Here is a 26,425-nt window from a genome sequence, read left to right as displayed (position 1 = left end):
GTGGGACTTTTTAAAGATAACCGGAATGCCGGTAAATTCATCTGGAATACAATCGGGATGATGTGCAATGCCGGCACCTCGTTTTTGTTATTAATATTTGTAACCAGAATATGCGGGGATTTCTATGCCGGTATATTTGCCCTAGGCTTTGCGAATGCTCAGCTGATGCTAACAATCGGAAGATATGGCATGAGGGCATATCAGGCTACGGATATCAAAGAAGTCATACCCTTTCCGACCTACTTTCTCTCAAGAATTATAACCTGTATCAGCATGCTCCTCGTAAGCTTTTTCTATATCCTTTGGAGCGGCTATACCATTACAAAAGCTATCATCGTATTTAGTATCTGCATTATTAAAATGTCGGATGCCATCGAAGATATTTTTCACGGTCTGTTCCAGCAGCTCGGACGTATCGATCTTGCCGGTAAATATTTGACTTATCGAAATGTTATAACAGTACTATCTTTTATCGTTGTTTTAGCAGTAACAAAAGACTTAATCCTTACCTGTATCGTAACAGGAATTTTATCCATAGGTGCATGCATCTGGCTGAATGTACCGACGGCTAAAAGTATGGCACCCATACGGCCGGTATTTCATAAAGAAGAACTTAAAACATTATTTATCAGCTGTTTTCCTTTGTTTATAGGAAGCTTTCTGGCACTTTATATCAATAATGTGCCAAGATATATGATAGATCAATATTTAACAGAAAATATACAGGCATTTTTCAGTATTCTATTTATGCCTGCCTTTGTAATTAACCTGTTCAGTGAGTTTATATTTAAACCAATGCTGACGGATATAGCAATAAAATGGGATGAGAACCGAATCGGTAATTTTATGAAGTATATATTTCGGTTACTGTTTGGAATACTAATTATAACGATAGTTGTCGTTACCGGAGGATACTTCTTTGGAAGTCAGATTTTATCTCTTGTTTATGGAGTGGATCTCCTTGGCTATCGAAGAGAACTGATATTACTTTTGGTAAGCGGAGGCTTTAGTGCATGTGTTTATTTGCTGTTTCATGTTTTGACAGCTATGAGAAAGCAGCAGGTACTTTTAGCCGGATATACGGTAACCGCTCTGTTTATTACCCTTCTTGGTCCGATGTTTGTTAAACAGTATGCCATGTTTGGGGCAGCTGTCCTTTGCATAATAGCTAATATTATTTTGGTATTGTTCTTTTCACTAATGCTAATGTCTGCTATATTAAAAAAACGGAAAGAAAATGAAATATGAAACTGCCGGCCAGATTCCAAAGACTGTAAGAACCAGGCATTGAAAGGTGTGGTATGGGATGAAAATTTTGATCATTATACCGGTTTATAATGAAGAACGTAATATTGAAAAAGTCATAACCAGCCTAAAGGAAAAAGCTCCTTATGCTGATTATTTAATCGTAAATGATTGTTCCAGGGATGATACGGTGAGAATATGTAAACAGAAGGGATATAATTATATCTCTCTTCCTGTTAACTTAGGCATCGGAGGAGGCGTACAGGCCGGTTATCAGTATGCGCTGGAACGGGATTATGATATTGCCGTCCAGATGGATGGGGATGGACAGCACGATGCGGGATATCTGGATAAAATTCTGGAACCTATCATTAAGGATCAGGCGGATATTGTAATCGGCTCCCGTTTTATTTTAAAACAGGGTTTTCAGTCCTCCAGGTTAAGAAGGGCAGGAATTAGTTTTTTAAGTTTTCTGATAAAGGTCTGCAGTAAAACCACGGTTAAGGATGTAACCAGTGGTTTTCGTGGGGTTAACAAAAAGTTTATTAAAATCTATTCCCAGGAATATTCTCAGGATTACCCTGAACCGGAGGCAATTATCGCCGGGGCCTTTCACAAAGGCAGAATTATGGAAGTTCCTGTGATAATGCATGAACGGGAATCTGGCAGCAGTTCCATTCATTCCTGGAAAACCGTTTATTATATGATAAAAGTTTCCATTGCTATATTTACGTACCGTCTAAAATTTTAAACAGGAGGGAGCTACATATGATTTCTACGTCACTTCGGGTATTTTTAACGACTGGTCTGTTGTTATATTTCCTTCTGATTTTTTCCCTGCTAAAGAGAAAGACATTGTCTTTAAAATACACTTTGTTATGGATTTTCGGGGGAATCGGTATGGGTATCCTCCTTATTTTCCCGGAACTTCTGAATTGGTTTATCCATATAGTCGGTATCCAATTGGCAAGTAACGGGCTTTTTGCCATGATACTGTTTTTTGTGTTAATTATACTGATTTCTATTACCTCTATTGTATCGAATCAAAGTGATACGATAAAACGTCTGGTTCAGGATAATGCCTTATTGGAAAAGCGGATACGGGAACTGGAAGGCAAAGTCTGGGCGGAGAATATAACCGGGACGGAAAGTATTATTGAGCCAGAAAATAAGGTATAACAAGTCAGTTGTCTTAAAGGAGAATTAATTTTGAGTACGGTAAAACATACCTTTGTTATATGTGCATATCAGGAAAGTACGTTTTTAGAAGACTGTGTGAAATCTTTGTATAATCAGACGGTAAGCTCTAAACTGTTAATGGTTACCTCTACGCCCAATGAATTTATAAAGGATATCGCTGATAAGTACGGAATTGAGTTACGGATTAACTCCGGGAAGAAGGGAATTGTGAACGACTGGAACTTTGCCTACAGTCAGGCAGATACCCAATATATAACCATTGCCCACCAGGATGATGTCTATGCGAAAACCTATACTGAAATCATGATAAAAGAAATGGAGAGGGCAGAGAAGCCTTTGATTGGTTTTACAGATTACGCGGAAATACGGGAGAACCAGATAGTAAAGAATAATACCATGTTAAAGATTAAGCGGCTTATGCTGCTTCCACTTAACGTCCGGTCATTTCATAAGAGCAGGTTCCTACGCAGGAGGATATTGTCCTTTGGCTGTCCAATCTGCTGTCCATCGGTTATTTTTAATAAGGAGAACTTGCCGGTACAGATATTTAAAGAAGGTTACCGTTCGGATGAAGACTGGCAGGCCTGGGAGAAACTATCCAGATTAAACGGTGAATTTGTATATTGCAGCAGGATTCTGACCTTTCACAGAATACATGGGGAATCCGCTACAACCGCCATTATAGGAGATAAGGTCCGTTCCAGGGAGGATTATGAGATGTTTCTTAAGTTCTGGCCCGAACCGATTGCTAAGATGCTGGTAAGCCTGTATTCTAAATCGGAAAAATCTAATGAAATACATTGAGTTAATTCTAGGCTGACATTTTATCCCAGCATATAGGATAAAACTTAGCAGATTAACAAAATAAAAGAAGAAAATATTATATATGAAAAAAGAAGCAATAAAATATCAAGACAATCATTCAAGAAAATATAGAAGCATAAAACAATCATACAATATAGAAGCATAAATCAATCATACAATAAAGAAGCATAAAATATTCATTCAAGTAAAAAGAAACCTAAACAATTAAAAAAAAATAATATAAAGGATAGATAGAAAGCTTGGTAGCCGAAAATGAAGGTAGGAATTATTACGTTTCATAGAGTAAACAATTATGGTGCCGTATTACAGGCATATGCTTTGCAGAAAACCATTCAAAACCTGGGTGTTGAATGTGATATTATAGATTACAGCAGAAAAAATGTAAGGGACATCCTGTTATGGCAGAAAAATAAAATAAAAAGTATTTTAAAAGGAAAACCCGACCATCAGGGTTATTCAAATTTCGAATTTGCAAGGATGGTTTTAACCACTCTTTTTTTTAATAACAAAGTAGTGGCGGGTAAATTTGAAGCCTTTCGGAAACGGTACCGGTTAAGCCGTGCAGTAAACAGTGATACTATAAAAGGTCTAAATTCAGAATACGATTTATTTATCGCCGGCAGTGATCAGGTCTGGAACTGCGGAAGAGTCATTTTAGATAAAAATTATCTTTTGGAATTTGTTACAGACAGAGAGAAAAAAGGCAGTTACGCCGCCAGCTTCGGAATTAAAGAAATACCAGGTAAATACATAAAAGATTATAAAGAGCTGCTATCCCAAGTTAAGTATCTTTCGGTCAGAGAAACGACAGGAGCAGACTTAACCAGGGAACTGATACACAGAGAAGCAAAAGTGGTGCTTGATCCAACTTTATTACTTAGAAAGGAAGAGTGGGCAGCATTAATAGACCGAAAACCCAAACAGGAAGACATTATTATCGTATATATGCTGGAATACTCAGAAACCCTTTTAGAGTTCGCTAAAGAGTTGTCAAGAAAAATGAATTATCCTCTGCGGCTTTTGAATAAACCGTTTCACTACAAGGTAAAAGAGGAGTACTGTAGGGAGGTCGGTCCCCTGGAATGGCTTTATGAGATACAAAATGCAAAGTATGTTGTGACGAATTCTTTTCACGGAACAGCATTTTCCATTAATTTTAACCGGAATTTTTATGTTGAAATAGCAGAAGAAAGAATAAGGGGAGCAATGTCTTCAAGGATTGAGCATATTTTAAGTATATTTGATTTAAAAGACAGGCTAATACAAAAAGAAAACACCGGGAATCCGCACAAAGCGGTTTATCACTTTAAAAACAGCAGCGCGGATATCGATTATAATAAAGTCAATTTAAAACTCGAGGAATTACGGGCAGATTCCATGGTATATCTGGAGGATATGTTAAAAGTCAAGGACGGGTTATCAAGAGAAGTGGCGGTTACTGCTATGGATGCCCCCGCTATTTCTTAGAAAGCAGATGGGAACCGATATGATTCACTTATATAAGGAAAAAGGAAATTGCTGTGGCTGTACGGCCTGTATGAATATATGTCCCAGGCATTCTATTTCCATGGAAAGAGATGCCAGAGGTTTTTTATACCCTGTGATAGACCAGAAAACCTGTATTGAATGCGGCGCTTGCGTTAATGTGTGTGCCTTCCATAAAACCGAATATGAGGAAATAATACCAAAAGACCAGCTGGTATATGGCCTTAAACATAAGCAGCAGGAGGTAAGAGAAAAAAGTTCCTCCGGCGGTGCCTTTACTGCCATATCCGATTATATCTTAAAGCAGGGCGGTACTGTTTACGGGGCAGCATTTAATGAATACTTTGAGGTTATTCACAGTCAGGCGGTGGATACGAAACAGAGAGATAAAATGAGAGGTTCTAAATATGTCCAGAGTGATCTGGGTAATATCTTTACGGAGATAAAGTCCGTCCTTGAAGCAGGTAAGCTGGTCCTTTTTACCGGAACCCCCTGCCAAAACGGAGGCTTAAAAAGTTATCTGGGAAAAGAGTATCCGGGTCTGATCCTATGTGATATAGCCTGTCATGGGGTACCCAGTCCAAAGGTATGGGAAGATTATAAAGTATATTTGGAGGACCGATACAAAGAAACAATACAGTCGGTGAATTTTAGAAATAAAGACTCTGGCTGGCGGGAAAGTGCCTTAAAGGTGGAATTTGATAAAAAAGTATACAAAAAGAACATGCAGGAGGACCCCTTTTATATCCTGTTCTTTTCCCACTATATTCTAAGACCAAGCTGTTATCAATGCGTATATACCTCCTTTCATCGGGTTTCCGATATCACCTTAGCGGATTTCTGGGGTATCGAGAACTCTCATAAGAATTTTTCCGATAACACAGGGGTTACCCTGGTACTTTCAAATACCGGGAAAGGAGAAAAAATAGTAAAAGCCATTTGGAAGGATACGGATATTATGGAAACCAGCCATACAGCCTTCTATCAGCCCATTTTTGAAACCCCCAGTAAGGCTTCACCAAGACTGCAGGAGTTCTGGCAGGTTTATGAAACCCAGGGAAGTACAACTGCTATAAAAAAGTATGGCAGACTATCTCCAATGCAATGGGGGATTAAAAAGATAGCTGTACCGTTGCTTAAAAAGACCGGGCTTTATAATCTGATTGCGAAAGCTTATTTTCGATTCAGGTGATAAAGTCTCAAAAAAGTGAAACTATGGTATTTGTGCTGCTCTCCGACGTATTCTTTCATCAGACATAAACTGCCTTGTGAAAAATCTGTGTCTTCCTGGAAAAATGCCTGTAAACAATTGTATCCTGGCTTGATATATGCTAATATATCTAAAGTGATATGTTGTGATTCCAAAAGTATTAGTAAGGGATTTTAGACAAGCTATAAGTTTTATATATATAGATTACACTTGTGTGGTGCAGCACACAGATGGGAGTTCTTGTGAAACAGTTCATTAATGATAAAAGATTATTTATACGAAGGGTTTTCCTTATCATACTGGATGCTATTTTAATTAACGTAGCATCTTTTTCAGCACTTTTAATTCGCTTTGACTTTCGGATTGGTCAGATACCAACAAACTATGCAGAAGCGGTTTTGGCTTATACCATAATAAATACAGTTGTTTCGATCATTTTATTTACCCTGTTCCGTTTGTATAACAGCTTGTGGAAATATGCAGGGATTGATGAACTGGTTAACATTATTTTTGCCTGTACCGTTTCGGGAATCCTTCAGATCATTGGTATGCACTTTATCTTAACGATACATGTGCCAAGAAGTTATTATCCCCTCAGTACCTTATTTATGATGGCCTTAATCAGTGTAAGCCGGTTTTTTTACCGCTATGCCAGAAGGCTGGCAAAGCGTAATCCCGGCAGCGGCGTAAGCCGTATCATGATAATAGGGGCAGGAGAAGCGGGCAGTTCTATTATTCGGGAAATCGCAGTCAGCGGATATGTAAAAGGTACAGTGATATGTGCGATTGATGATAATAAAGATAAATTAGGCAGTTATATTCAGGGAATAAAGGTTGTAGGTGACCGGACTAAAATAATCGAAGCAGCAGAAAAACATGAAATTACGGATATTTTTATTGCCCTGCCTTCTGTTTCCAGAAAAGAAATAAGAGAAATCCTTGAAATCTGTAAGGAGACAGGCTGTGCCTTAAAAATCCTCCCGGGTATGTATCAGCTGATTAATGAAGAGGTCAGTGTAACCAGGCTTAGAGATGTAGAGATTGAAGATTTACTTGGCAGGGAACCTGTTAAAATTGATATGGAAGGCATTATGAATTATGTCAAAGGCAAAATCATAATGGTTACCGGAGGAGGAGGCTCCATTGGCAGTGAATTATGCAGGCAGATCGTAAAAAACGGTCCCAAGCGGTTAATTATTGTTGATATCTATGAGAACAACGCTTATTTCATTCAGCAGGAATTAAAAAGCGAATACCCGGAATTAGATCTGGTAGTGTTAATTGCCTCCGTAAGGAACTCCAGCCGCATGAACCACATTATGGAACAATATAAACCGGAGATTATTTATCATGCCGCGGCTCATAAGCATGTACCCCTTATGGAGGACAGCCCCAACGAGGCTATTAAGAATAATGTAGGCGGTACCTACAAAATGGCAAAAGCTGCCGATACATACGGAGTCCAAAAATTCATCCTGATATCTACTGATAAAGCCGTTAACCCAACCAATATAATGGGTGCGTCCAAGAGAATCTGCGAAATGATTATACAAGCCTATAACAAGCGTTCCAAAACAGAATTCGTAGCAGTACGCTTTGGGAATGTCCTTGGCAGCAACGGCAGTGTAATTCCTCTTTTTAAAGAACAGATACTGCGGGGTGGTCCGGTGACAGTTACCCATCCGGATATTATCAGATACTTTATGACCATACCGGAGGCGGTATCTTTAGTCCTTCAGGCAGGAGCCTATGCAAAAGGCGGGGAAATCTTCGTGCTGGATATGGGTGAACCCGTTAAAATTACGGAACTGGCCAAGAACCTGATCCGTTTATCCGGATATGAACCAGGAAGGGATATTTCCATTGAATATACGGGATTAAGACCCGGAGAAAAACTCTATGAAGAGCTGTTAATGGATGAAGAAGGTTTACAGGATACCCAGAATAAACTGATACATATCGGAAAACCCATCGAAATGGATGAAGAAGCAATTCTAAAAGAGGTGGAAGCTTTAGATCAGGCTGCGAAGGAAGAGGCAGACGATATCAGAGACAGGGTAAAAAAACTGGTATCAACTTATATAATCAAGGAATTAGAAAGTTAGAAAGAAAATAAGGAAACTGGTCCTTCTATTAAGACCGCTGCAGATATAAAGTTTACCGATATGATTCCCTGCCTGGAAAGCTTGCTTGATAGGTGGAAGAAAGATTATCGGTAACCCCAGTTATCAGCAGCGGTCTTTTTTTACGATAAGGCTTTCATCATGAACTCTTTGACCAACTGTACTTTACTTAATAAGGGCATTAATACTGTGGCTACGATTACGCCGAATAAATTCTGTATAAGATTAAAGGGTACTCCGGTAAAAGCTGCAGGTACACCAAGACCCATAATAAAGGCTTCAAACAGGAAGTATCCGCCGGTAACTACAACGCCTCCGCCGATTCCGGCAATAATTACTGCAATATATTTTGCAAACTTAGGAAGAACAGAGCTTACTACATGAAATAATATCCCTCCGGTAATTGCGGCTAAAGCTTTTATCATAAAAGTTGCCGGTGCATATCCTGCATATCCGGAAAACAGATCTGCAAACATGGAACCGATTCCTGCGGCTAAGCCTCCATAAACAGGTCCAAGAATCATGCCGGATAATAATACAAAACCGTCTCCAAGATGAATATAACCGGAAGTAGGAGAGGGAACTTTAATAATCATGGTGGCAATACAGGTCAATGCTGCCATTAAGGCGGCAATAACAATTTTAAGTGTTTTATTATTCATAGATTAGAACTCCTTTCGAATAGAAATCTGACTTGTTGATACTTTATACTAATTTTGGTATGATTAAAAGTTCCAGTATTAATATAATTAACAGTGCCAGATTTTGTGCAGGAAAGTCTTTTTATATACAAAAAAGTATTTTTATATACAAAAAAGTATTCCGTTTGGTTTAGAAGGATTATCTTAATTTAAGTTGAGGACAGAAATTTGATTTATTAGCTAGAAAAATGCAGATTTTCAGGGGATTAAATCAGTTTAGCGGTATTTTTTAAGTGTAATCTGATGTATAATAGAAGATGCCTGACAATTGTAACTTAAGTGGTTTAGAATTGGATAAAGTGAATAAAGTATATAAGAACAATTTTATTCAATTTATCCGGAAAGAAGGTAATCCCATGAAAAAGATACTTGTCATTGGAAGTTTGAATATGGATATTGTCATTAAAGTTGAGAATATGCCATTAACAGGAGAAACTATATTAGGTAGGGATATACAATATATTCCCGGAGGAAAAGGCGCTAACCAAAGTTATTCAGCCGGTTGTCTAAAAGGTGATGTCACAATGTTAGGCTGTGTAGGACAGGATGAGTTTGGTGAAGCCATATTAAATAATTTAGATCAGGCAGGAGTAACCATAAACCAGATGAAAAGGAGTACAGATTATCCTACGGGTACGGCCGTAATCTATGTCAATGAGGCAGGAGATAACAGTATCGTAGTTGTACCTGGCGCCAATGGGCAATGTAATAGTGCCTATTTAAAGGAAAATGATTCCCTGTTTATAGAAAGCGATTATGTACTGTTGCAGATGGAAATACCGGCAGAAGCCGTATTCTATGCAATTCGAAGAGCTAAACAGCTGGGCAAGACAGTTATTTTGAATCCGGCACCAGCACCTGAGGCAATCCCTGAGGACATACTAAACTACATTGACTATATAACTCCAAATGAAATAGAATTAGCCAGATTAACCAATACATCCTGTGATAAGCTGGATGATATTATATATGCATCTTTTAGTCTTGTGGAACGAGGTGTGCAAAATGTACTGGTTACTCTTGGCGAGAGAGGAGCCCTCCTTGTAAATGACAATGGTACGGAACACTATAAAGCTGTTAAAACTGATAAAATAGTAGACACAACGGCGGCAGGAGATTGTTTTAATGGAGCCTTCGTCACCGCCTTGGCAGAAGGAAAGAGTGAAAAAGAGGCAGTTCTGTTTGCAAATACCGCCGCCTCCATTTCAATATCCAGAGCCGGGGCACAAAGGTCCATACCTTCAAGAGAAGAAACCGACCGTCTCCTAGAGGTAAAATTTAATTATTCATAGAGGCAGGCGTTATTCTTGATTTATTGGGTGAATATTTATATACTGATAACTGAAATAGACTTCTATAAAAGAACTTAGTTGGTCTGCAACAAAAGAGATATAAGAAACAAAAGAAATATAAGAATTGAAAGGATGCCACAAGTATGGATTTGCATAAATTATTGGAACAGGTAAAAAACAATGAGATAGATATTGCCCAGGCTGAAGCAGAATTAAAGAAATTACCATATGAAGATTTGGGATTTGCGAAACTGGATCACCATAGGTCCCTGCGTTCCGGCTTTGGTGAAGTGATATTCTGTCAGGGGAAGTCGAACGATCATCTGAAAGAAATTTTCGTAAGATTTTATGAACACGATACCAATGTATTAGGTACAAGAGCCAGTAAAGAACAATATGAGGAAGTAAAAAAGGTATTGCCTATGGTGGAATATGACCCGTTGTCCCGGATTTTATCTGTAAGAAAGATAGAAAAGGAAGAACAGGGCTGTGTTGTAGTATGCACCGGTGGAACCTCAGATATTCCGGTAGCCGAGGAAGCTGCCCAGACAGCGGAATTTTTCGGATCAAAGGTAATCCGGGTTTATGACGTGGGAGTAGCGGGCATACACAGGCTGCTTTCTAAGATGGAGGAACTTCACAAAGCCAATTGTATCATTGCAGTTGCTGGAATGGAAGGGGCTTTAGGTGGAGTTGTAGCCGGGCTTGTGGACAAGCCGGTTATTGCGGTACCGACTTCCATTGGCTACGGTGCTAATTTTGGCGGTTTATCGGCTCTTCTTACCATGCTTAATTCTTGTGCCGAAGGTCTTGCGGTGGTCAACATAGACAATGGATTTGGGGCAGGTTATATTGCAACCCAGATAAATCGGTTAAGAAATGAATAAAGGGGAAGACTGAAAAAAATAGAAGACTGAAAGAAATAGAAGACTAAATAAATAAAAGACTGAATAAATAAAAGATTGAATAAATAAAAGACTGAATATATTAGAAGAATGTTTGAATTTTGCGATTGAATAAATTGAATGAATAGTAAATCACATGACTGTGCGTAATACTCTGCTCAGTAGAATAGAACTGATACTATTGTAAAGACCAATTGCCCAGAGTTTATTATTACAATAGGAGAGCAGGTTATTCAATTGGGGGCTGTTGCAAATCAAAGACTAAATTACCTGGCATAGAATAAGGATTATATTTGAAAATATAATCCTTATTCTATGCCCAGGGTTGGTATCCTATATTTTGCAACAGCCCCTTTCGAGTTTCTATTATTGTGCTATGTTATTTTAATATCCATACTGCCGGACCGGAAGCCTTCCAGATCTAAAGTAATATATAAAAATCCAAGCTCTTTTAGCTGCTGTACCACGGTGCCGTAACTTTCCATGAATTTGGGAAACGCCTCTTTATCCACTTCTATCCTCAAAATATCCTTATGGGCTCTAAGTCTTACATTGTAAAATCCAAGTTTTTTAATATATTTTTCTCCCAAATCGATCCGCTCTAACAAATCAAAATCCAAAGTATCTCCGTAAGGCAGCCTGGTAGCCAGACAAGGGGCGGAGGGACGGTTGCTGCTAAGAATAAAAAGATCAGAAGCCAGGGAGCGGATTTCACTTTTAGTGATTTTTAATTCCAATAAAGGACTGTGTATCCCTAGTTCCTTCAAAGCTTTCATACCCGGACGATAAGCATCTAAATCATCATAATTGCTTCCATCCATCAGATAGTGATAATCTTCCTTCTGTGCTGTCTGAATCAGGGTCTTAAATAATAGATTTTTGCAGCGGTAGCAGCGGTCAATTGGATTATGCATGATTTCTGGATCAGAAAATTCATCTACCGCAATAACCTTGTGATTTGCACCAAAGCTTAAAGCAAGTTCCTTAGCCTCGTCCAGATCACCATGGGGATGGAGTCTGGTTTCAAAGGTTACGGCCAGTACGGACTGATTCTTTTCTTTCGCTGTATCACAAGCTATTTTAAGTAAAAGACTGCTGTCAACACCGCCGGAAAATGCAACGCAGATACCGGAATTGGAATTGGTTTCCATGACCTTTGCCAGCTTCTGATAATTGAATTGGTTTATATCTGAGGTAAAATTATATTCCAAATTAGTGACTCCTTTATTTTCATACTGTAGTTAATAATACTATACTCAAACTTCGCAGTTAATAAACTTAAAAATACAACATTCATTATTCGGAGATTTTCTGCTGTACCGCCAGAGTCTGTATCAGACTGTAGAGTGTTCCGTAATCTTTTCCGGATTCTACGCACAATTTCTTTACACTTTCACATTCCGGATAATAATAGGTGTTATCTTTGTAGGAACATACTTTAACCAATGCCTCCCCAAAAGGTGTATTAATAGTCTTTATCTCGCGGTTAAGGGTAGTCCTGTAAGCTTCATGTTTTCGGATACCAATTGTAGTTGTATGGATAAAGATAAGTTCCTCCATTAATTCAATCTTATCTTCACTGCAGATTACTCCTAAAAGATAAGCAGGGCGGTTTTTTTTCATAAAAATAGGAGAATAATAAACATCCTTTGCACCATTTTTTAATAAAGTATCCATTGCTATGGATAAAGCTTCACCGGTACAGTCATCAATATTAGCTTCCAGTACCCATACACAGTCAGGGACAACTGTACCGGTAACCGTTCCTTTTATTTCTTCAATCAGCATGGCCCGCAGGAAGCTGGTCCGTTCGTAATTTCGCTTGCCTGCTCCAAGTCCGATCCGATTGATCTTAAACTCTTTTGGCAGGGTGTCACTGGTCTTAATTGCAGCAACGATAGCAGCTCCGGTGGGAGTTACAAGTTCCCCTTTTACGGAAGTAATATGAAGCTTTAAGTGATGACTGGCAGCAATGTTTACTACGGCAGGTACAGGAACCGGAAGAACGCCGTGCTGGCAGTTAATATGACCGGTGCCTTCATATAATTCGGAGACAATAACTTCACCGATATTTAAATTATCCAGGCAAATTGCCGTTGCCACAATATCAACAATTGAGTCCACCGCACCAACTTCATGAAAATGAACTTCATCAACAGGCTTCCCATGTGCTTTTGCTTCTGCTGCTGCAACAATATAAAAAATTCTTTTGGCAATATCCTTAGCATTCATAGAAATATCGGAACCATCAATTATTAAATTAATATCATTTAAATTCCTGTGCTCATGGTGACCATAATGCAAATGAGGTTTACTTTCATCATGGCTATGTGAATGGGTATGCAGACTCGTCACTTTTTTAAGGGGAGCAGGCACATGACGGTGTATATGGTGATGGCCGCCCTGAGGAGGCGTAAGTTCTTTTTGGCTTCCCAAAGACTGTGCCTGACCGGTTTTATGATGATGGGACTCATCCTGCTTGTGGGATTGTCCGTGGTTATCATCATGATGATGAAAATATCCGTCATGTTCGTGGAAATGACCATCATCATGTTCGTGGAAATGTCCATCATCCTGTTCGTGGAAATGTCCATCATCCTGTTTATGAAAATGTTCATCATCCTGTTTATGAAAATGTCCATCATTATGTTCGTGGAAATGTCCATCATCCTGTTTGTAGAAATGTCCATCCTGTTCATGGGAATGTCCGATATCATGTTTAGAGTCAGTATCATGTTCGTGAAGAACATGATTTTCGTTAGATATATTATGCTCATGAGGTATATTGTTCTCATGTAGATGCTCATGGCTGTGCGCTTCCTCCACCATGTAATCTGTCTCAGGTACCTCCAGAACTACATGAAAGTCACATGCATCAATGCTATTCTTTTCCTTTCTGCTGATTTCAATCTTATATCCATCCACATTAAGGCTGTTTAATCCAGCCATTAAAACGTCTACATCTGCACCCAAATCAATAAGGGACGCAACGGTCATATCTCCGCTGATTCCGGAATAACACTCTAAATACAATGTTTTCTTATCCATTTCTTCCTCCTAACTACTTATAAAAGGTATTATTAAAACCTGTCAAATTATACAATAGGTTTCATACATACTATCATATCACATAAACTATAAGAAGTATTATAACATTAGATACTGTAAATAAGCAAACGTTTGTGTGAACTGTTGTGAAAGGTCTGTAAACCCTGTCTGAGAACTATCAGAGGCGTAATAGGGAATAGGCAGTTTAATGGACAAGCAGTAAAATGGCAGGATTGTTTTATTCATGGCAGTACTATCAGATATAGCAATTTTATACAAAAAGTGTTATAATAAGGAAAGAATTTTTTCTATCAATTAGTATGGGTAATTGTACAGAAGGTAAGAGTAACTTGTAATTTACAACTTGTGAGGAGGTTTGAAATGACAATTATTGAACAACGGGAAGTGTTTGAGAGAGAAAAAAATATATATGAAAGCTGTAAAGTGAAATTTCTTGGTGTAGAAGGGTTTGATGTTTATAACACATCTATTCCATTTTATTGGGAAGGCAAACGATATATATATGGACGTATTGAAAAAAGGGATGAATGGGCTAGATCCTGGGCGAGGTTATTTGAGGAAACCGGTAAGGATGAATGGACCTTAGTGCAGAATGAGATGATTTATCAGTTGGAAGATCCTTATATAGCGGTTATTAACGGTGAGTTAATTCTAGGCGGCACCCATGTAAGAAAGAAACAGGGAATTATTGATACCTATTATGGATATTTTTATAGGGGAAAAGATATCCATGACTTAGTTTATTTCACTACGGGACCGGATTATATGAAGGATATCCGGCTGGTTTCCTTAGAAGGCGGAAAGATTGGTGTGTTCTCCAGACCAAGAAATGAAGAAATCAGAACTCTTTATGGAAGTGAATCCATTGTAGGTTTTACTGTTATAAATGATATTCAGGAATTAAATGCAGAAGTTATAAATAATGCAGAAAAAATAGATGGTCTGTTTGATGCAGATGAATGGGGCGGATGTAACCAATGTTATTATTTGGACAGCGGGAAAATTGGTGTTATCGGACATAAAAGCTATAAGAGAACCGACGATGAGGGAAACGAGATTCTGGTATATGTAAATATCTCCTTTGTATACGACAGAGAAGAGAAGAAAGCCTTTGATGTTAAAATTATAGGAACCAGAGACTGTTATCCGGAGGGACCTGCAAAACTTCCGTCTTTGGTAGACTGTGTATTTACCTCTGGCATAGTAATGCGAGAAGATGGTAAAGCAGATTTATATAGTGGCGTTGGGGATACGGAAGTAGGAAGGCTTGTAATTGATTACCCCTTTAAGGGATATGGAGCTATAGTAAACAAACAGTAGGCAAAGGTAGAACCACAATCATAAGTAGAACTACAATCATAAGTAGAACTACAATCATAAGCAGAACTAATATCTTACTTGTGAGAGGTTAGCCTAGTTAGTTAGAACAAAAACGTTTGCATACGCAAAATTATTCGAATATTATTTAAAAGCTAAGAACTAGGTATTGACATCAATACCAGGTTATGCTACACTTGCCATGAACTAGGGGTGCCTAAAGAATTAGGCTGAGAGAAAACTAATCCAATGTTTTAAACCCTGAAACAGTGAAAACTGTTCGTACCTGATCCGGATAATGCCGGCGTAGGGATGTATATAGGCAAGTTAATAAGTTGGAATAACTTATGAACAATATACATACCTCTCCGTTACCGGAGAGTTTTTTTAATTTATAGATTTTTTTGTTACATAAAGGCAAAAGGATACAAGAACAAAAACTATAATTGTATCCAGTTAAAGAAGGAGGAAACAAAATGAATGCAAGTGTAGCGATACAGGTATTACCCCATGTTGATACGGATGAGGAAGTAATCCGAATTGTAGACGAGGTCATTGCCTATATTAAAAGTACGGGATTAACCTATTATGTGGGACCTTGTGAAACAGCCATTGAAGGGGAATATGAAGAATTAATGGAAATCGTTAAAAACTGCCAGTATATAGCTATTAAGGCGGGGTGTCCAAAAGTGGCAGCCTATGTAAAGATAAGCTTCGCACCGGAGGGTGGTGTACTGACCATTGAGAAAAAAGTTACGAAACATCATATATAAAATATCACCGGTTTTAGCAATTACAATAATCTTAACAGTATGGCAGATTATGTCAGGGGTTGGCATTGTTCCAAAATTTATGCTGCCTTCCCCTGGGGATGTGGTAGTTGCCTTTTTTGGTGATTTTCCGCTATTAATGTCCCATGCAGGGACAACTCTAACGGAGGCTTTTTTTGGCTTATCCTTAGGCATTGTCCTGGGATTTTTGGTAGCTGTGGTAATGGATCGGTTTGAAATTGCTTATAAAGCTATTTATCCAGTCCTGATAATAACGCAGACCGTACCTACCGTAGCCATCGCTCCATTGCTGGTACTCTGGCTGGGATATGGGATTCTGCCTAAAATAACCCTAATAATCATAACCTCCTTTTTTCCAATAACCATTGGTTTGCTGGACGGTTTCCGCTCAGCAGATAAAGATGCCTTAAATCTGCTTAAGGCAATGGGGGCTAACAGGATGCAGCGTTTCTTCCATATAAAGCTGCCAAGTTCCATGAGCCATTTTTTTGCCGGTCTTAGGATCTCGGTATCCTATTCCATCATTGGTGCGGTAATTGCGGAATGGCTGGGAGGCTTTAACGGACTTGGGGTATATATGACAAGAGTCCGCAAGTCTTATTCCTATGATAAAATGTTTGCGGTTATTTTCTTTATCTCTTTCATCAGTCTGCTGTTAATGTTTGGGGTAACCCTGCTGCAAAAAGCACTGATGCCCTGGGAGCGGGAAACAGTAAAAAAGTCAAAACAGAAAAAATAGAAGATTAATTTAAAACTTGATATGAGAGGATACTTTATGAAAAAGAAGTTAATAACAGTATTAATGACAGGCATTTTGGTGGTTTCTGCATTAACAGCCTGCACAAATAAAGATAAGAATGAAACAGGCAGTAACGGCACAGCAGATAATACGGTTACCCAGTCCCAGGAAACGAACGGAGCAGAGAATACCGCCAATACCAGTACAACAGGCGGCAAGAAGCAAAAAGTACGTATTGTGCTGGACTGGACACCCAATACCAACCACACAGGTTTATATGTAGCACAGGCCAAAGGTTATTTTGAAGCCAACGGACTTGATGTGGAAATCATGCAGCCGCCGGAAGGCAGTACAACCGCATTAGTTGGTGCCGGTGGAGCAGAGTTTGGAATCAGTTTCCAGGATACCTTAGCTCCTGCCTTTGCGACTAAGAATGCCCTGCCGGTTACCGCAGTCGCTGCGGTTATCCAACACAATACCTCCGGTATTCTTTCTCTAAAGAAAACAGGTATTGATACTCCCGCTAAGATGGCCGGACATTCCTATGCAACCTGGGACGACCCCATTGAACTTGCAATCATTAAAAAAGTAGTAGAGGATGACGGCGGTAAATTTGAGGATATTAAATTAATTCCCAATACAGTATCCGATGTAGTAACAGCTCTGCAAACCGATATTGACTCCGTATGGGTTTATCAGGCCTGGGACGGAATGGCCGCAAAAGTTGCAGGACTTGATACCAATTATATAAATTTTGCTGATTATGGAAAAGAACTAGATTATTACAGTCCGGTTATTATTGGGAATAATGAGTTCTTAAGTAAAAATCCCGATACTGCTAAAAAGTTTCTGGATGCTGTAAGACAGGGATACGAATATGCCATAGCTAATCCCGAGGATGCAGCAGATTTATTAGTGAAGGCAGTACCTGAGTTAGACCCTGCACTGATTAAAGAAAGCCAGAATTGGTTAAAAGACCAATATAAGGCAGAAGTATCTCAATGGGGATATATTGATCCAGCCAGATGGGATGGTTTTTATGCCTGGTTATATGACAATAAACTGATTGAGCGGGAAATCCCTGCAGGAACCGGCTTCAGCAATGATTACTTATCGAAATAGTACCCTTGGGTTCTGGGAAAGGAAATACACATGGAAAAGCTAACAGCTAATGGCATCAGTGTAAGTTTTGACGGAGTTAAAATCATTGAGGACATTTCCATAGAATTGAAAAAAGATGAGATTGTCTGCCTTTTAGGTGTCAGCGGAGCAGGTAAAACTACCTTATTTAATGTTCTGTCCGGTCTTTTAAGACCGGATACCGGAACGGTTTCGTTAGATGGTACGGATATAACGGGAAAGGCCGGTAAGATAAGCTATATGCTCCAAAAGGATTTGCTTTTGCCCTTTAAAACAATACTGGATAATGTATCACTGCCGCTAAGGATTAAGGGTGTAAAGGCAAAAGCCGCCAGAGATACTGCCAGTCGATATTTTGCTGAATTCGGTTTGGAAGGAACCCAGAAAAGGTATCCCCATCAGTTATCCGGTGGAATGAGACAACGAGCGGCACTTTTGCGCACATACCTTTTCTCGGACCGGGTAGCATTGTTAGACGAACCCTTCAGTGCCCTTGATACAATCACAAAAGGCAGTATGCATGAATGGTACCTGGAGGTAATGGAACAGATAAGGCTTTCCACCCTTTTTATAACCCATGATATTGATGAAGCAATACTTTTGTCGGACCGGATCTATATGATGACTGGAAAACCAGGAAGAATTACAGAAGAAATTATTATAAATGATAAACGGCCAAGAAATAAAGAGTTTATTGTCAGCGAGCAATTTATGGAATATAAAAAACATATACTAAGTATATTGGAACAGAAAAATATATAGATAGTAAGGTCTGCATTAAATTTCAGTTATCCCGGAATGTGATAGTGAGGAAAAAACTGTAATATTTAATGTGGGCCTTTATAAATTGTAAAAAAAATGTTGAAAAAAAGTATATTTTTAGTTAAAATGTTTATAAAGGTAAAAAAATAGTTGAAAATCTGGCAATCGTTAGCAAATACAGAATTTTTACTATATTAGATCAGGCACTTTGATATAGTGCCTTTTCGCATTATTAATCAATTTATTGTAATAAAATAAAGAACTTGCATTGATGGGAAGGGTAGGTTTCAATTAAATCTGAGGGAGAGACAGTTGCGAGCATATACGTTTTTTTACAGACGAACCGGATTATGCTATAATCTTGCCTGGGAGGTAATCTATGAAACTAAAAAAACCCATTATATTACTACTAATCTTCGTAAGTAATATAATTACCTATCAGAATAAGTTCGATTCCCTGATGAAGGACTTTAAAAACACAGCAATATCAAAAGAGGCGGTTTTGAATCATCACATAGACTTAATAAGCGGGTATGCAGATTTAATATCAGTATATGGAAATAGTTTTTTTCTAGGTGCCGGAATCAGAAATTCTGATACATTTAATCGCTTAGCATATAATCCCGAACAGGATTACTTTCATATGGACTCTATTGAGGGGACAGAGCTTGCGGTAACAGAGGGGAACTTAACAGGAATCGGAACAGTCCCAAAGGGTGGAAGTAAAAGTATACAGGATGAAGTAAACTTAGCCTTACATTTTAATAAAATATTTTATAAATTATATCATAAATTACCGGATATACTATCCTTAAAATATATCAGTGATCATGATTTTGTTAATCGTTATCCTTTTGTTCCATCAAGAGATTTTAAGTTTACCAAAGATCTAAAAAAAGAAAATTATTATACAATAGCTATGCCGGAAAACGATGCAGACAGGCTGCCTGTATGGTCACCGGTTTATTTAAATCAGGAAAGGCAGGAATTAATTGTTACATATTCTGTGCCTATTTATAATATTGATAAATTTATTGGTGTAGTAGCCATTGATTTTACCAACCTGAATTTTAGCAGGATGATAGATTCCAAGTATGAAAGTTATTTAGTTGATAACAATAATATGGTAATAGCTGCCGGCTATAGTTCTGAACTTAATAATCAAGTCATATCGATGGGAAAACTGTTAAATATCGATGATTTTACCGTTTCGTCCATGAAGCGCATAGCCAGGAATGAAGTGAAACAGATAGGAAGCTATTATGTATATGCCATGCGTTTTTCCAATGCCCCCTGGAGACTGTTTATCAGGGTGCCGGCCGGGATAATCATATTTCAGTCTCTAATTACAACATTACCGATCATGCTGATCTGTTTATTTTTGGTACTGACGCTTAATGAACTGGAAAAGAGAAGAAAAACGGAAAGACTGCTAAAGAGCTCCATCAATGAACTAAAATCCTATCAAACACTTTTAGAAAGTGCTGCTAAAATGGATTTTTTAACAACCACCTATAACCGCAGAGGTTTTAAAGAAAAGTTAGCGGAACATATTAAGTCAGGCAAAGACAGTAAAAAACCAATGGTACTGCTCCTTGCGGATATTGATTACTTTAAGCAGTATAATGATACTTATGGACATGCTACAGGGGATAAAGTATTAATAAAAGCTGCGGATATCATGAAGAAAAATGTGTATAAAAATGATATAGTATGCCGATGGGGTGGTGAGGAATTCCTTATCCTACTGTTAAATAAAACGTATGAAGAAGCTTTAAAAACAGCGGAACAAATACGGCAGAATATAGAAGCTGCTGCCATTAAACTGGATGAATCGTCTGAAGTTAACATAACTATTACCATAGGTGTCGCGGAATATAAAGAGGAAGAATCCTTTGATGAATGTATATCCAAAGCAGACCGGGCTTTATATGAAGGCAAGGAACTGGGCCGCAACCGGGTCATTGGAAGCAGAGAATAAATAGTTACTTAAAAATATCTTAAATTTTAAAAATATGTTTCATTAAAAATGAAAAAGTATTATAATTAATTGACAGTAAAATTATTACATTCGTATGATGGAGAGGGACAAATGAAAAATGGTGCCATATACATTAAAATAGTTGTGAACCTCATGATTTTTATTTTAGGCTTACTTTTTGCCCTGTTTTTGTTGCCGAAAATATTAGGATTTTTTATGCCGTTTGTAATAGGTTTTATTATATCGATGATTGCTAATCCATTAGTTAAATTTCTGGAGAAAAGGGTAAAAATCGTACGTAAGCACAGCTCTGCCCTTATAATTATTACAGTTATCGCTGTAGTGGTGGGGACATTATACGCATTAATATCTATCGTTGTAAAAGAGTCGGCACAATTTATTCAGGATATGCCGACGATTTATAAAAGTATGGAAGAACAGTTAAACGAAGTGTCCGAAAAGTTAAAGGGTATCTATGTATTGTTTCCCTCCGGAATCAAAAGGATGGTAGACAGTATGAATATAAACATTTCGGAATATGGCTCAAAATTAATGAGTAAGGATAATCTCCCTACAATCAGTGAAGCCGGCACTTATGCAAAAAATATAATAGAAATTCTGTTGATGACTATAATTACAATCCTATCGGCTTATTTCTTCATTGCGGAAAGGGATAATCTTTCCCGTAGTATTCGGAAAATAATGCCTGGGACAGTCATTCAGAGTTATACATTGATTATAGATAATTTTAAAAGAGCAGTAGGCGGTTATTTTAAAGCACAATTTAAAATAATGCTGATACTGATTGTTATATTATTTATTGGATTTGAATTATTAAAAGTTAATTATTCTTTCTTATTAGCCGTTGGTATAGCATTCTTAGACTTTTTGCCCTTTTTTGGCACAGGTGCTGTCATCTGGCCGTGGGCTCTGGTGGAATTGTTGTTAGGCAATTATCTAAAAGCTGTATTATTGATTGTAATTTATCTAATCTGCCAGATTATAAAACAGGTACTCCAGCCTAAGATGGTAGGGGACAGCATAGGTATCAATCCTTTTGCTACTCTTATCTTTATGTTCATCGGCTATAAATTTTTGAATGTACTTGGAATGATTATCGGTATACCGATAGGTATGGTTTTAGTTAAGTTTTATCAGATGGGAATGTTTGACAGAGTAATAAGAGGTTTTAAGATTATTATGCATGATATTAATGAGTTCCGAAAGTTTTAGTGACTTTGGTATAAATAGTTACTAAATTAGAAAGGACAAATAAGTTGTACCAAATAACACTGGACTTTTTAACAATTAATATTGACCAAAATTGAAAAATTTTATATTATGAAGATGATGAAACGCGAAGAAAATAAGGGATTTTGGGGAAGACATTATACTGAAAGGGATAAAACTATGAAAGAAAAAAATCTGCAGAATAATGCTAATTCAATTGTCACTGCCAATGAAATACGGACGATATTAAGCGATTTTCGTATAGGTAAAAAGCCTCTTGCAAAACTACTTGGTTGGGGGGAGACCACTATTATTAGATACATTGAAGGTGATGTACCAACTGCGGAATACTCTAACAAATTAAAAACCATAGCGGAAGAGCCGGCTTATTATTATGAACTTTTATTGGAGAACAAAGATAACTTAACAAATGTCGCTTTCAGAAAAAGTCTGCAGGCCGTACTGGAAAAATTAATGGAGAAAAAGATTAACCTGATAGCCCAGATTATGATTTATTTTTGCCAGGGAGATTTATCACCTGGTTATATTCAGTGGCTGTTATATTATTCTCAGGGGTTTTCACTGGCATTATTCGACAAAGAATTATTTGAAGATGATTATAATGTCAATCAGGAAAATGCACCTTATTACCAGTTATATACCAGTATGAAAAAGCACGGAGTCAATGTTTTTGAAGTTCCGGAAGGCAGACTTACCGAAGAAGAGACGAATCTCATCATTAAAGTACTGGATACCTTTTGCTGGTATGGACCCAAAGCGTTAAAATCCTTAACAACATCTGAGCGTTCCAATTTTAAGATTTCCAGAGATAAAGAAGGGAGAAGAATCATCTCCAAAGAAACCATCAAAGCTTATTTCAAAGAACTTTTGAATCAATATGACATACATACTGTGAATGAAATCAATAATTACCCAGATAGAAGAGTTATGCAGTTAAGGGGTACTTATTAATACAGTAATAAAAAAGCTTATATATTACCACTTTTACAGCGTGGAATAATATAAGCTTTTTTATTTTACGAGGATAGTCCTCTGAATTATCTGTAAAACAATAAGCACTCCGTGAAGGATGCGCACCTCACGGAGAGGAAGTTATTGCTGTGCAATCCGCTCAGCTTCCAAAATCAAAGGGGCTGCAAGGATTAAGAGGTAGACTTTACAGCGGTTACTTTCTGATAAATATGATATTTGGATTCCAGACGTATCGGCTGATAGGAGAGTTTAGCTTTGCGAAGACCCTCCTGACCTAAATCGTCTTCCCTGTTTACAATTTTAGCATCAGGAAATGAATGGATCAAAAACTGCTGGTTTATAAAGTTATATAAACCGGGAATGTTAATATTTGCCTTTTCGATATGGATAAAAGCACATTGTATTTCCGGTGCATAACTTCCGATGGTATATGCTTCAAGCTTACCATCTATATACACACCGCCTAATTTGCAATCAATTAATCCGCAGTTACGAAACAGCCGGTGGATTCCGTTCTCTTCCATACGCATGCTGCCATGCCGGTCCTCATACTCTCTGTTATCCAGCCAGGTATCATGAAATGCCTGGATTTCCTCTATGTCGGAGCAGTTAAGGGTTTTATACTCATAACGACCCTCATAATTTTTAAGAAAGTTATTCAAATGATTCTTTTTCTTATGATATGCCTTACCGCTTAAAGTTCTTAATTTGTCAGCATCGTACAGGTAATCATAAGTATCTCTGTCGTCTACGATATCAAATTCCTCCGTAAATCCAGGAATTGTCTTTAACTCTTCTATATATATAGAATCCATCAGATACATATTAAGTGGTTCATGAAGTTCCTGATTCCAATGATACTTGATTTCCTGAAAGACCTGCTTAATGTCCTCGATTTTACACAGCGGCATCATCGGACAATTACGGTTCCTGGATTTAATGACAATCATCATATATGTGTCATTCCGGTAATAGTAACTATCATAAAACTCTTCCCATATAATTGAATTCACAGGCTGGCGTTCTGAAATATAAACGGGGCGAAAACTATTATATTTTTCAAGATATAAGCTTTCAAGTATTGTTAATTTTTTTAATTCTATCCCCATAGACCTCACTCATCTTTCTTATCCTGATAGTTTATTTGTTCTGAGCGTTTCGTTTGGACCTCATACGTAAAGTAGGGTCTAATATTTTCTTGCGGATTCTCAAGCTTTTTGGAGTAACTTCCAATAATTCATCCGTATCAATGAATTCAAGTGCCTGTTCCAGACTTAAAACTCTAGGTGGAGTTAATTTTAAAGATTCATCCGCACTGGAGGAACGGGTGTTAGTCAGCTGCTTTCTCTTACATACGTTAACTTCGATGTCTTCAGCCTTACCGTTTTGTCCAACAACCATACCGGAATAGACTTTCTCTCCGGCAGAGATAAATAAGGTACCTCTTTCCTGAGCATTAAAGAGACCATAAGTGATGGCTTCACCGGATTCATAAGCAATTAAAGAACCTTGCTTTCTGTACTGGATATCACCCTTATATGGACCATAGTCATCAAATAAAGTATTCAGTATACCATTACCCTTGGTATCTGTCATGAATTCACCACGGTAACCGATAAGACCTCTGGAGGGAATGGAGAATTCGAGACGGCAGTAACCGCCGTTGGCGGTTGACATACCTTGTAACTCACCTTTTCTTTGGCTTAATTTATCAATAACGGTACCGGAGAATTCTTCCGGCACATCAATAATTGCCCGTTCCATAGGTTCTAATTGTTTTCCTTTTTCATCATATTTATATAGAACCTCTGCTTTGCTTACAGAGAATTCATAACCTTCACGGCGCATATTTTCAATTAGAACAGAAAGGTGTAATTCACCGCGGCCGGAAACCTTATAGCTTTCCGTCATAGCCGTTTCTTCTACCCGAAGACTTACGTCTGTATTTAATTCCCGGAATAGTCTGTCCCTTAGATGACGGGAGGTTACGAATTTACCTTCTTGTCCGGCAAGCGGACTGTCATTTACAATAAATTGCATTGCAATCGTAGGCTCGGAGATTTTCTGGAAAGGAATCGGTTTGGGATTATCCGGTGAACATATGGTATCCCCGATATGGATATCCGCAATACCGGATATGGCAACAATGGAGCCCACGGAGGCTTCTGCAACTTCAACTTTTTTCAGCCCTTCAAATTCATATAATTTGCTGATTTTAACCTTAACATTTTTATTCGGGTCATGGGCGTTGACCATAACTGCTTCCTGATTAACCTTAATGGTACCGTTATCCACTTTACCGACACCGATACGACCTACATATTCATTATAATCAATGGTGCTGATTAATACCTGGGTACTGGCTTCGGGATCACCTTCCGGTGCTGGGATATAATCAATAATGGTATCAAATAAGGGTTTCATATTCTCAGGTGAATCCTCAAGTTCCAGAATTGCTACACCAGATTTGGCAGAGGCATAAACAAAAGGACAGTCAAGCTGTTCATCAGAAGCATCCAGCTCAATAAATAATTCAAGTACTTCATCAATTACTTCCCTCGGTCTTGCTTCCGGACGGTCAATCTTATTGATGCAGACAATAACCGGCAGATTGAGTTCCAGGGCTTTCTTTAAAACGAATTTTGTCTGAGGCATAGCACCTTCAAAGGCATCTACTACTAAGACTACACCGTTAACCATCTTTAAAACACGTTCTACTTCGCCGCCGAAATCCGCATGTCCCGGTGTATCAATAATATTAATTTTAATCCCTTCATAGTTTATAGCTGTATTTTTAGAAAGTATCGTAATTCCACGTTCCCTCTCAATATCATTGGAGTCCATGACCCTTTCTTGTACAGTCTGGTTGGAACGGAATACACCGCTTTGTTTTAAAAGCTCATCAACCAAGGTGGTCTTGCCATGGTCAACATGGGCAATAATAGCGATGTTACGTATATCTTCTCTTTTGATTTGCATATAGACTTCCTTCCTTAATGGTATCTTTTTGATACCCTGCAATAAATAATCCTGTCATAACATTTTACCGCTGTCATTACTTTTTTAAACATTGTTTAGGCATCAGTTGAAACATTATGCTGTAAAAAATATAAAAAGTTTCCTGTCATAATAGGTACGCTTACGTAATAGATTGTAAGGTATTATAGCAGTTTCCGAATGAATGAGGTAAAATAATGCACTCTAACTTGAATATTGTATCATATAACGGGAAATTTACAAGGCTTTTCCGTGATAAGGGCTTATTTTCAGCGTTTTGCTGTCGCTATTAAATATATTAAAAAATTTATTAGGAAATTTTTTGAAATTATAGTTCTAAATATATAAAATTCATCATACATATAATAATGGAGAAAAATTTATCTTGGTATTCAGGACAATTAAATTGGGTAACCAATA

General features: G+C 37.9%; 22 protein-coding genes and 1 riboswitch. Of the genes, 17 read left to right on the top strand and 5 right to left on the bottom strand.

Annotation, left to right across the window (positions count from 1 at the left end):
• The 7 genes from QA584_RS21970 to QA584_RS21940 all read left to right on the top strand — a co-directional run bounded on the left by QA584_RS21970 (position 1) and on the right by QA584_RS21940 (position 8,070).
• Positions 1–1,248, top strand: a complete 1,248-nt coding sequence (locus tag QA584_RS21970) for a lipopolysaccharide biosynthesis protein (protein ID WP_278271246.1) — start codon at positions 1–3, stop codon at positions 1,246–1,248.
• A gap of 58 nt (positions 1,249–1,306) precedes the next feature.
• Positions 1,307–1,996 carry a glycosyltransferase family 2 protein gene (locus QA584_RS21965; RefSeq protein WP_278271245.1) on the top strand — a complete coding sequence of 230 codons (690 nt, stop codon included), beginning with the start codon at positions 1,307–1,309 and terminating at the stop codon, positions 1,994–1,996.
• Between the two features lie 17 nt (positions 1,997–2,013).
• Entirely contained in the window at positions 2,014–2,424 is a 411-nt protein-coding gene (locus QA584_RS21960; protein WP_278271244.1) for a DUF2304 domain-containing protein, read from the top strand.
• 30 nt (positions 2,425–2,454) lie between these two features.
• Positions 2,455–3,249 (top strand): glycosyltransferase, encoded by a 795-nt coding sequence (locus QA584_RS21955; RefSeq protein ID WP_278271243.1) that lies wholly within the window; start codon positions 2,455–2,457, stop codon positions 3,247–3,249.
• A gap of 273 nt (positions 3,250–3,522) precedes the next feature.
• Positions 3,523–4,737 (top strand): polysaccharide pyruvyl transferase family protein, encoded by a 1,215-nt coding sequence (locus tag QA584_RS21950; protein ID WP_278271242.1) that lies wholly within the window; start codon positions 3,523–3,525, stop codon positions 4,735–4,737.
• Positions 4,738–4,756: 19 nt separating this feature from the next.
• Positions 4,757–5,947, top strand: a complete 1,191-nt coding sequence (locus tag QA584_RS21945; RefSeq protein ID WP_278271241.1) for a Coenzyme F420 hydrogenase/dehydrogenase, beta subunit C-terminal domain — start codon at positions 4,757–4,759, stop codon at positions 5,945–5,947.
• A gap of 248 nt (positions 5,948–6,195) precedes the next feature.
• Positions 6,196–8,070, top strand: coding sequence for a polysaccharide biosynthesis protein (locus QA584_RS21940; protein ID WP_278271240.1), 1,875 nt, complete (start codon positions 6,196–6,198; stop codon positions 8,068–8,070).
• 140 nt (positions 8,071–8,210) lie between these two features.
• On the opposite strand, the gene QA584_RS21935 is transcribed toward QA584_RS21940, so the two are convergent.
• Positions 8,211–8,750, bottom strand: a complete 540-nt coding sequence (locus tag QA584_RS21935; RefSeq protein ID WP_278271239.1) for an ECF transporter S component — start codon at positions 8,748–8,750, stop codon at positions 8,211–8,213.
• A gap of 395 nt (positions 8,751–9,145) precedes the next feature.
• Between QA584_RS21935 and rbsK the strand changes: the two genes are divergently transcribed.
• Entirely contained in the window at positions 9,146–10,081 is a 936-nt protein-coding gene (gene rbsK / locus QA584_RS21930) for a ribokinase (RefSeq protein ID WP_278271238.1), read from the top strand.
• A 143-nt stretch (positions 10,082–10,224) separates the two neighbouring features.
• The gene (gene larB / locus QA584_RS21925; protein WP_278271237.1) at positions 10,225–10,968 is read left to right on the top strand and encodes a nickel pincer cofactor biosynthesis protein LarB; all 744 of its coding nucleotides are present in this window, start codon (positions 10,225–10,227) and stop codon (positions 10,966–10,968) included.
• Between the two features lie 392 nt (positions 10,969–11,360).
• On the opposite strand, the gene larE is transcribed toward larB, so the two are convergent.
• Positions 11,361–12,197, bottom strand: coding sequence for an ATP-dependent sacrificial sulfur transferase LarE (gene larE, locus QA584_RS21920; protein ID WP_278271236.1), 837 nt, complete (start codon positions 12,195–12,197; stop codon positions 11,361–11,363).
• Between the two features lie 85 nt (positions 12,198–12,282).
• The gene (gene larC / locus QA584_RS21915; protein WP_278271235.1) at positions 12,283–14,034 is read right to left on the bottom strand and encodes a nickel pincer cofactor biosynthesis protein LarC; all 1,752 of its coding nucleotides are present in this window, start codon (positions 14,032–14,034) and stop codon (positions 12,283–12,285) included.
• Between the two features lie 381 nt (positions 14,035–14,415).
• Here larC and QA584_RS21910 point away from each other — a divergent pair, with 381 nt between their 5' ends.
• The 8 genes from QA584_RS21910 to QA584_RS21875 all read left to right on the top strand — a co-directional run bounded on the left by QA584_RS21910 (position 14,416) and on the right by QA584_RS21875 (position 22,987).
• Positions 14,416–15,375 carry a DUF1861 family protein gene (locus tag QA584_RS21910; RefSeq protein WP_278271234.1) on the top strand — a complete coding sequence of 320 codons (960 nt, stop codon included), beginning with the start codon at positions 14,416–14,418 and terminating at the stop codon, positions 15,373–15,375.
• Between the two features lie 196 nt (positions 15,376–15,571).
• Positions 15,572–15,702: riboswitch (TPP riboswitch) on the top strand.
• 146 nt (positions 15,703–15,848) lie between these two features.
• A complete protein-coding gene (locus tag QA584_RS21905; protein ID WP_278271233.1) occupies positions 15,849–16,145 on the top strand; it encodes a thiamine-binding protein in 297 nt (98 codons plus the stop codon).
• Positions 16,114–16,902: an ABC transporter permease gene (locus QA584_RS21900; protein ID WP_278271232.1), complete on the top strand. Its 789-nt coding sequence runs from the start codon at positions 16,114–16,116 to the stop codon at positions 16,900–16,902. Before QA584_RS21905 ends, QA584_RS21900 begins: the two co-directional genes overlap by 32 nt.
• A 36-nt stretch (positions 16,903–16,938) precedes the next feature.
• Positions 16,939–18,024: an ABC transporter substrate-binding protein gene (locus tag QA584_RS21895; protein ID WP_278271231.1), complete on the top strand. Its 1,086-nt coding sequence runs from the start codon at positions 16,939–16,941 to the stop codon at positions 18,022–18,024.
• 30 nt (positions 18,025–18,054) lie between these two features.
• A complete protein-coding gene (locus tag QA584_RS21890) occupies positions 18,055–18,804 on the top strand; it encodes an ABC transporter ATP-binding protein (protein ID WP_278271230.1) in 750 nt (249 codons plus the stop codon).
• Positions 18,805–19,183: 379 nt separating this feature from the next.
• Positions 19,184–20,785 (top strand): sensor domain-containing diguanylate cyclase, encoded by a 1,602-nt coding sequence (locus QA584_RS21885; protein ID WP_278271229.1) that lies wholly within the window; start codon positions 19,184–19,186, stop codon positions 20,783–20,785.
• A gap of 111 nt (positions 20,786–20,896) precedes the next feature.
• Positions 20,897–22,018 carry a sporulation integral membrane protein YtvI gene (gene ytvI / locus QA584_RS21880; RefSeq protein ID WP_331487714.1) on the top strand — a complete coding sequence of 374 codons (1,122 nt, stop codon included), beginning with the start codon at positions 20,897–20,899 and terminating at the stop codon, positions 22,016–22,018.
• Positions 22,019–22,195: 177 nt separating this feature from the next.
• The gene (locus QA584_RS21875; protein ID WP_278271228.1) at positions 22,196–22,987 is read left to right on the top strand and encodes a hypothetical protein; all 792 of its coding nucleotides are present in this window, start codon (positions 22,196–22,198) and stop codon (positions 22,985–22,987) included.
• A 191-nt stretch (positions 22,988–23,178) separates the two neighbouring features.
• On the opposite strand, the gene QA584_RS21870 is transcribed toward QA584_RS21875, so the two are convergent.
• A complete protein-coding gene (locus QA584_RS21870) occupies positions 23,179–24,117 on the bottom strand; it encodes a DUF2156 domain-containing protein (RefSeq protein WP_278271227.1) in 939 nt (312 codons plus the stop codon).
• Positions 24,118–24,148: 31 nt separating this feature from the next.
• Positions 24,149–25,987, bottom strand: coding sequence for a translational GTPase TypA (typA, locus tag QA584_RS21865; RefSeq protein ID WP_278271226.1), 1,839 nt, complete (start codon positions 25,985–25,987; stop codon positions 24,149–24,151).
• Positions 25,988–26,425: the final 438 nt, after the last annotated feature.

It is taken from the genome of Anaerocolumna sp. AGMB13025, assembly GCF_029689925.1.
In the GTDB taxonomy this organism is placed as follows: domain Bacteria; phylum Bacillota; class Clostridia; order Lachnospirales; family Lachnospiraceae; genus Anaerocolumna.
Note: the sequence above shows the minus strand (reverse complement) of the source record. Positions and strands in the feature narration are given on the sequence as shown.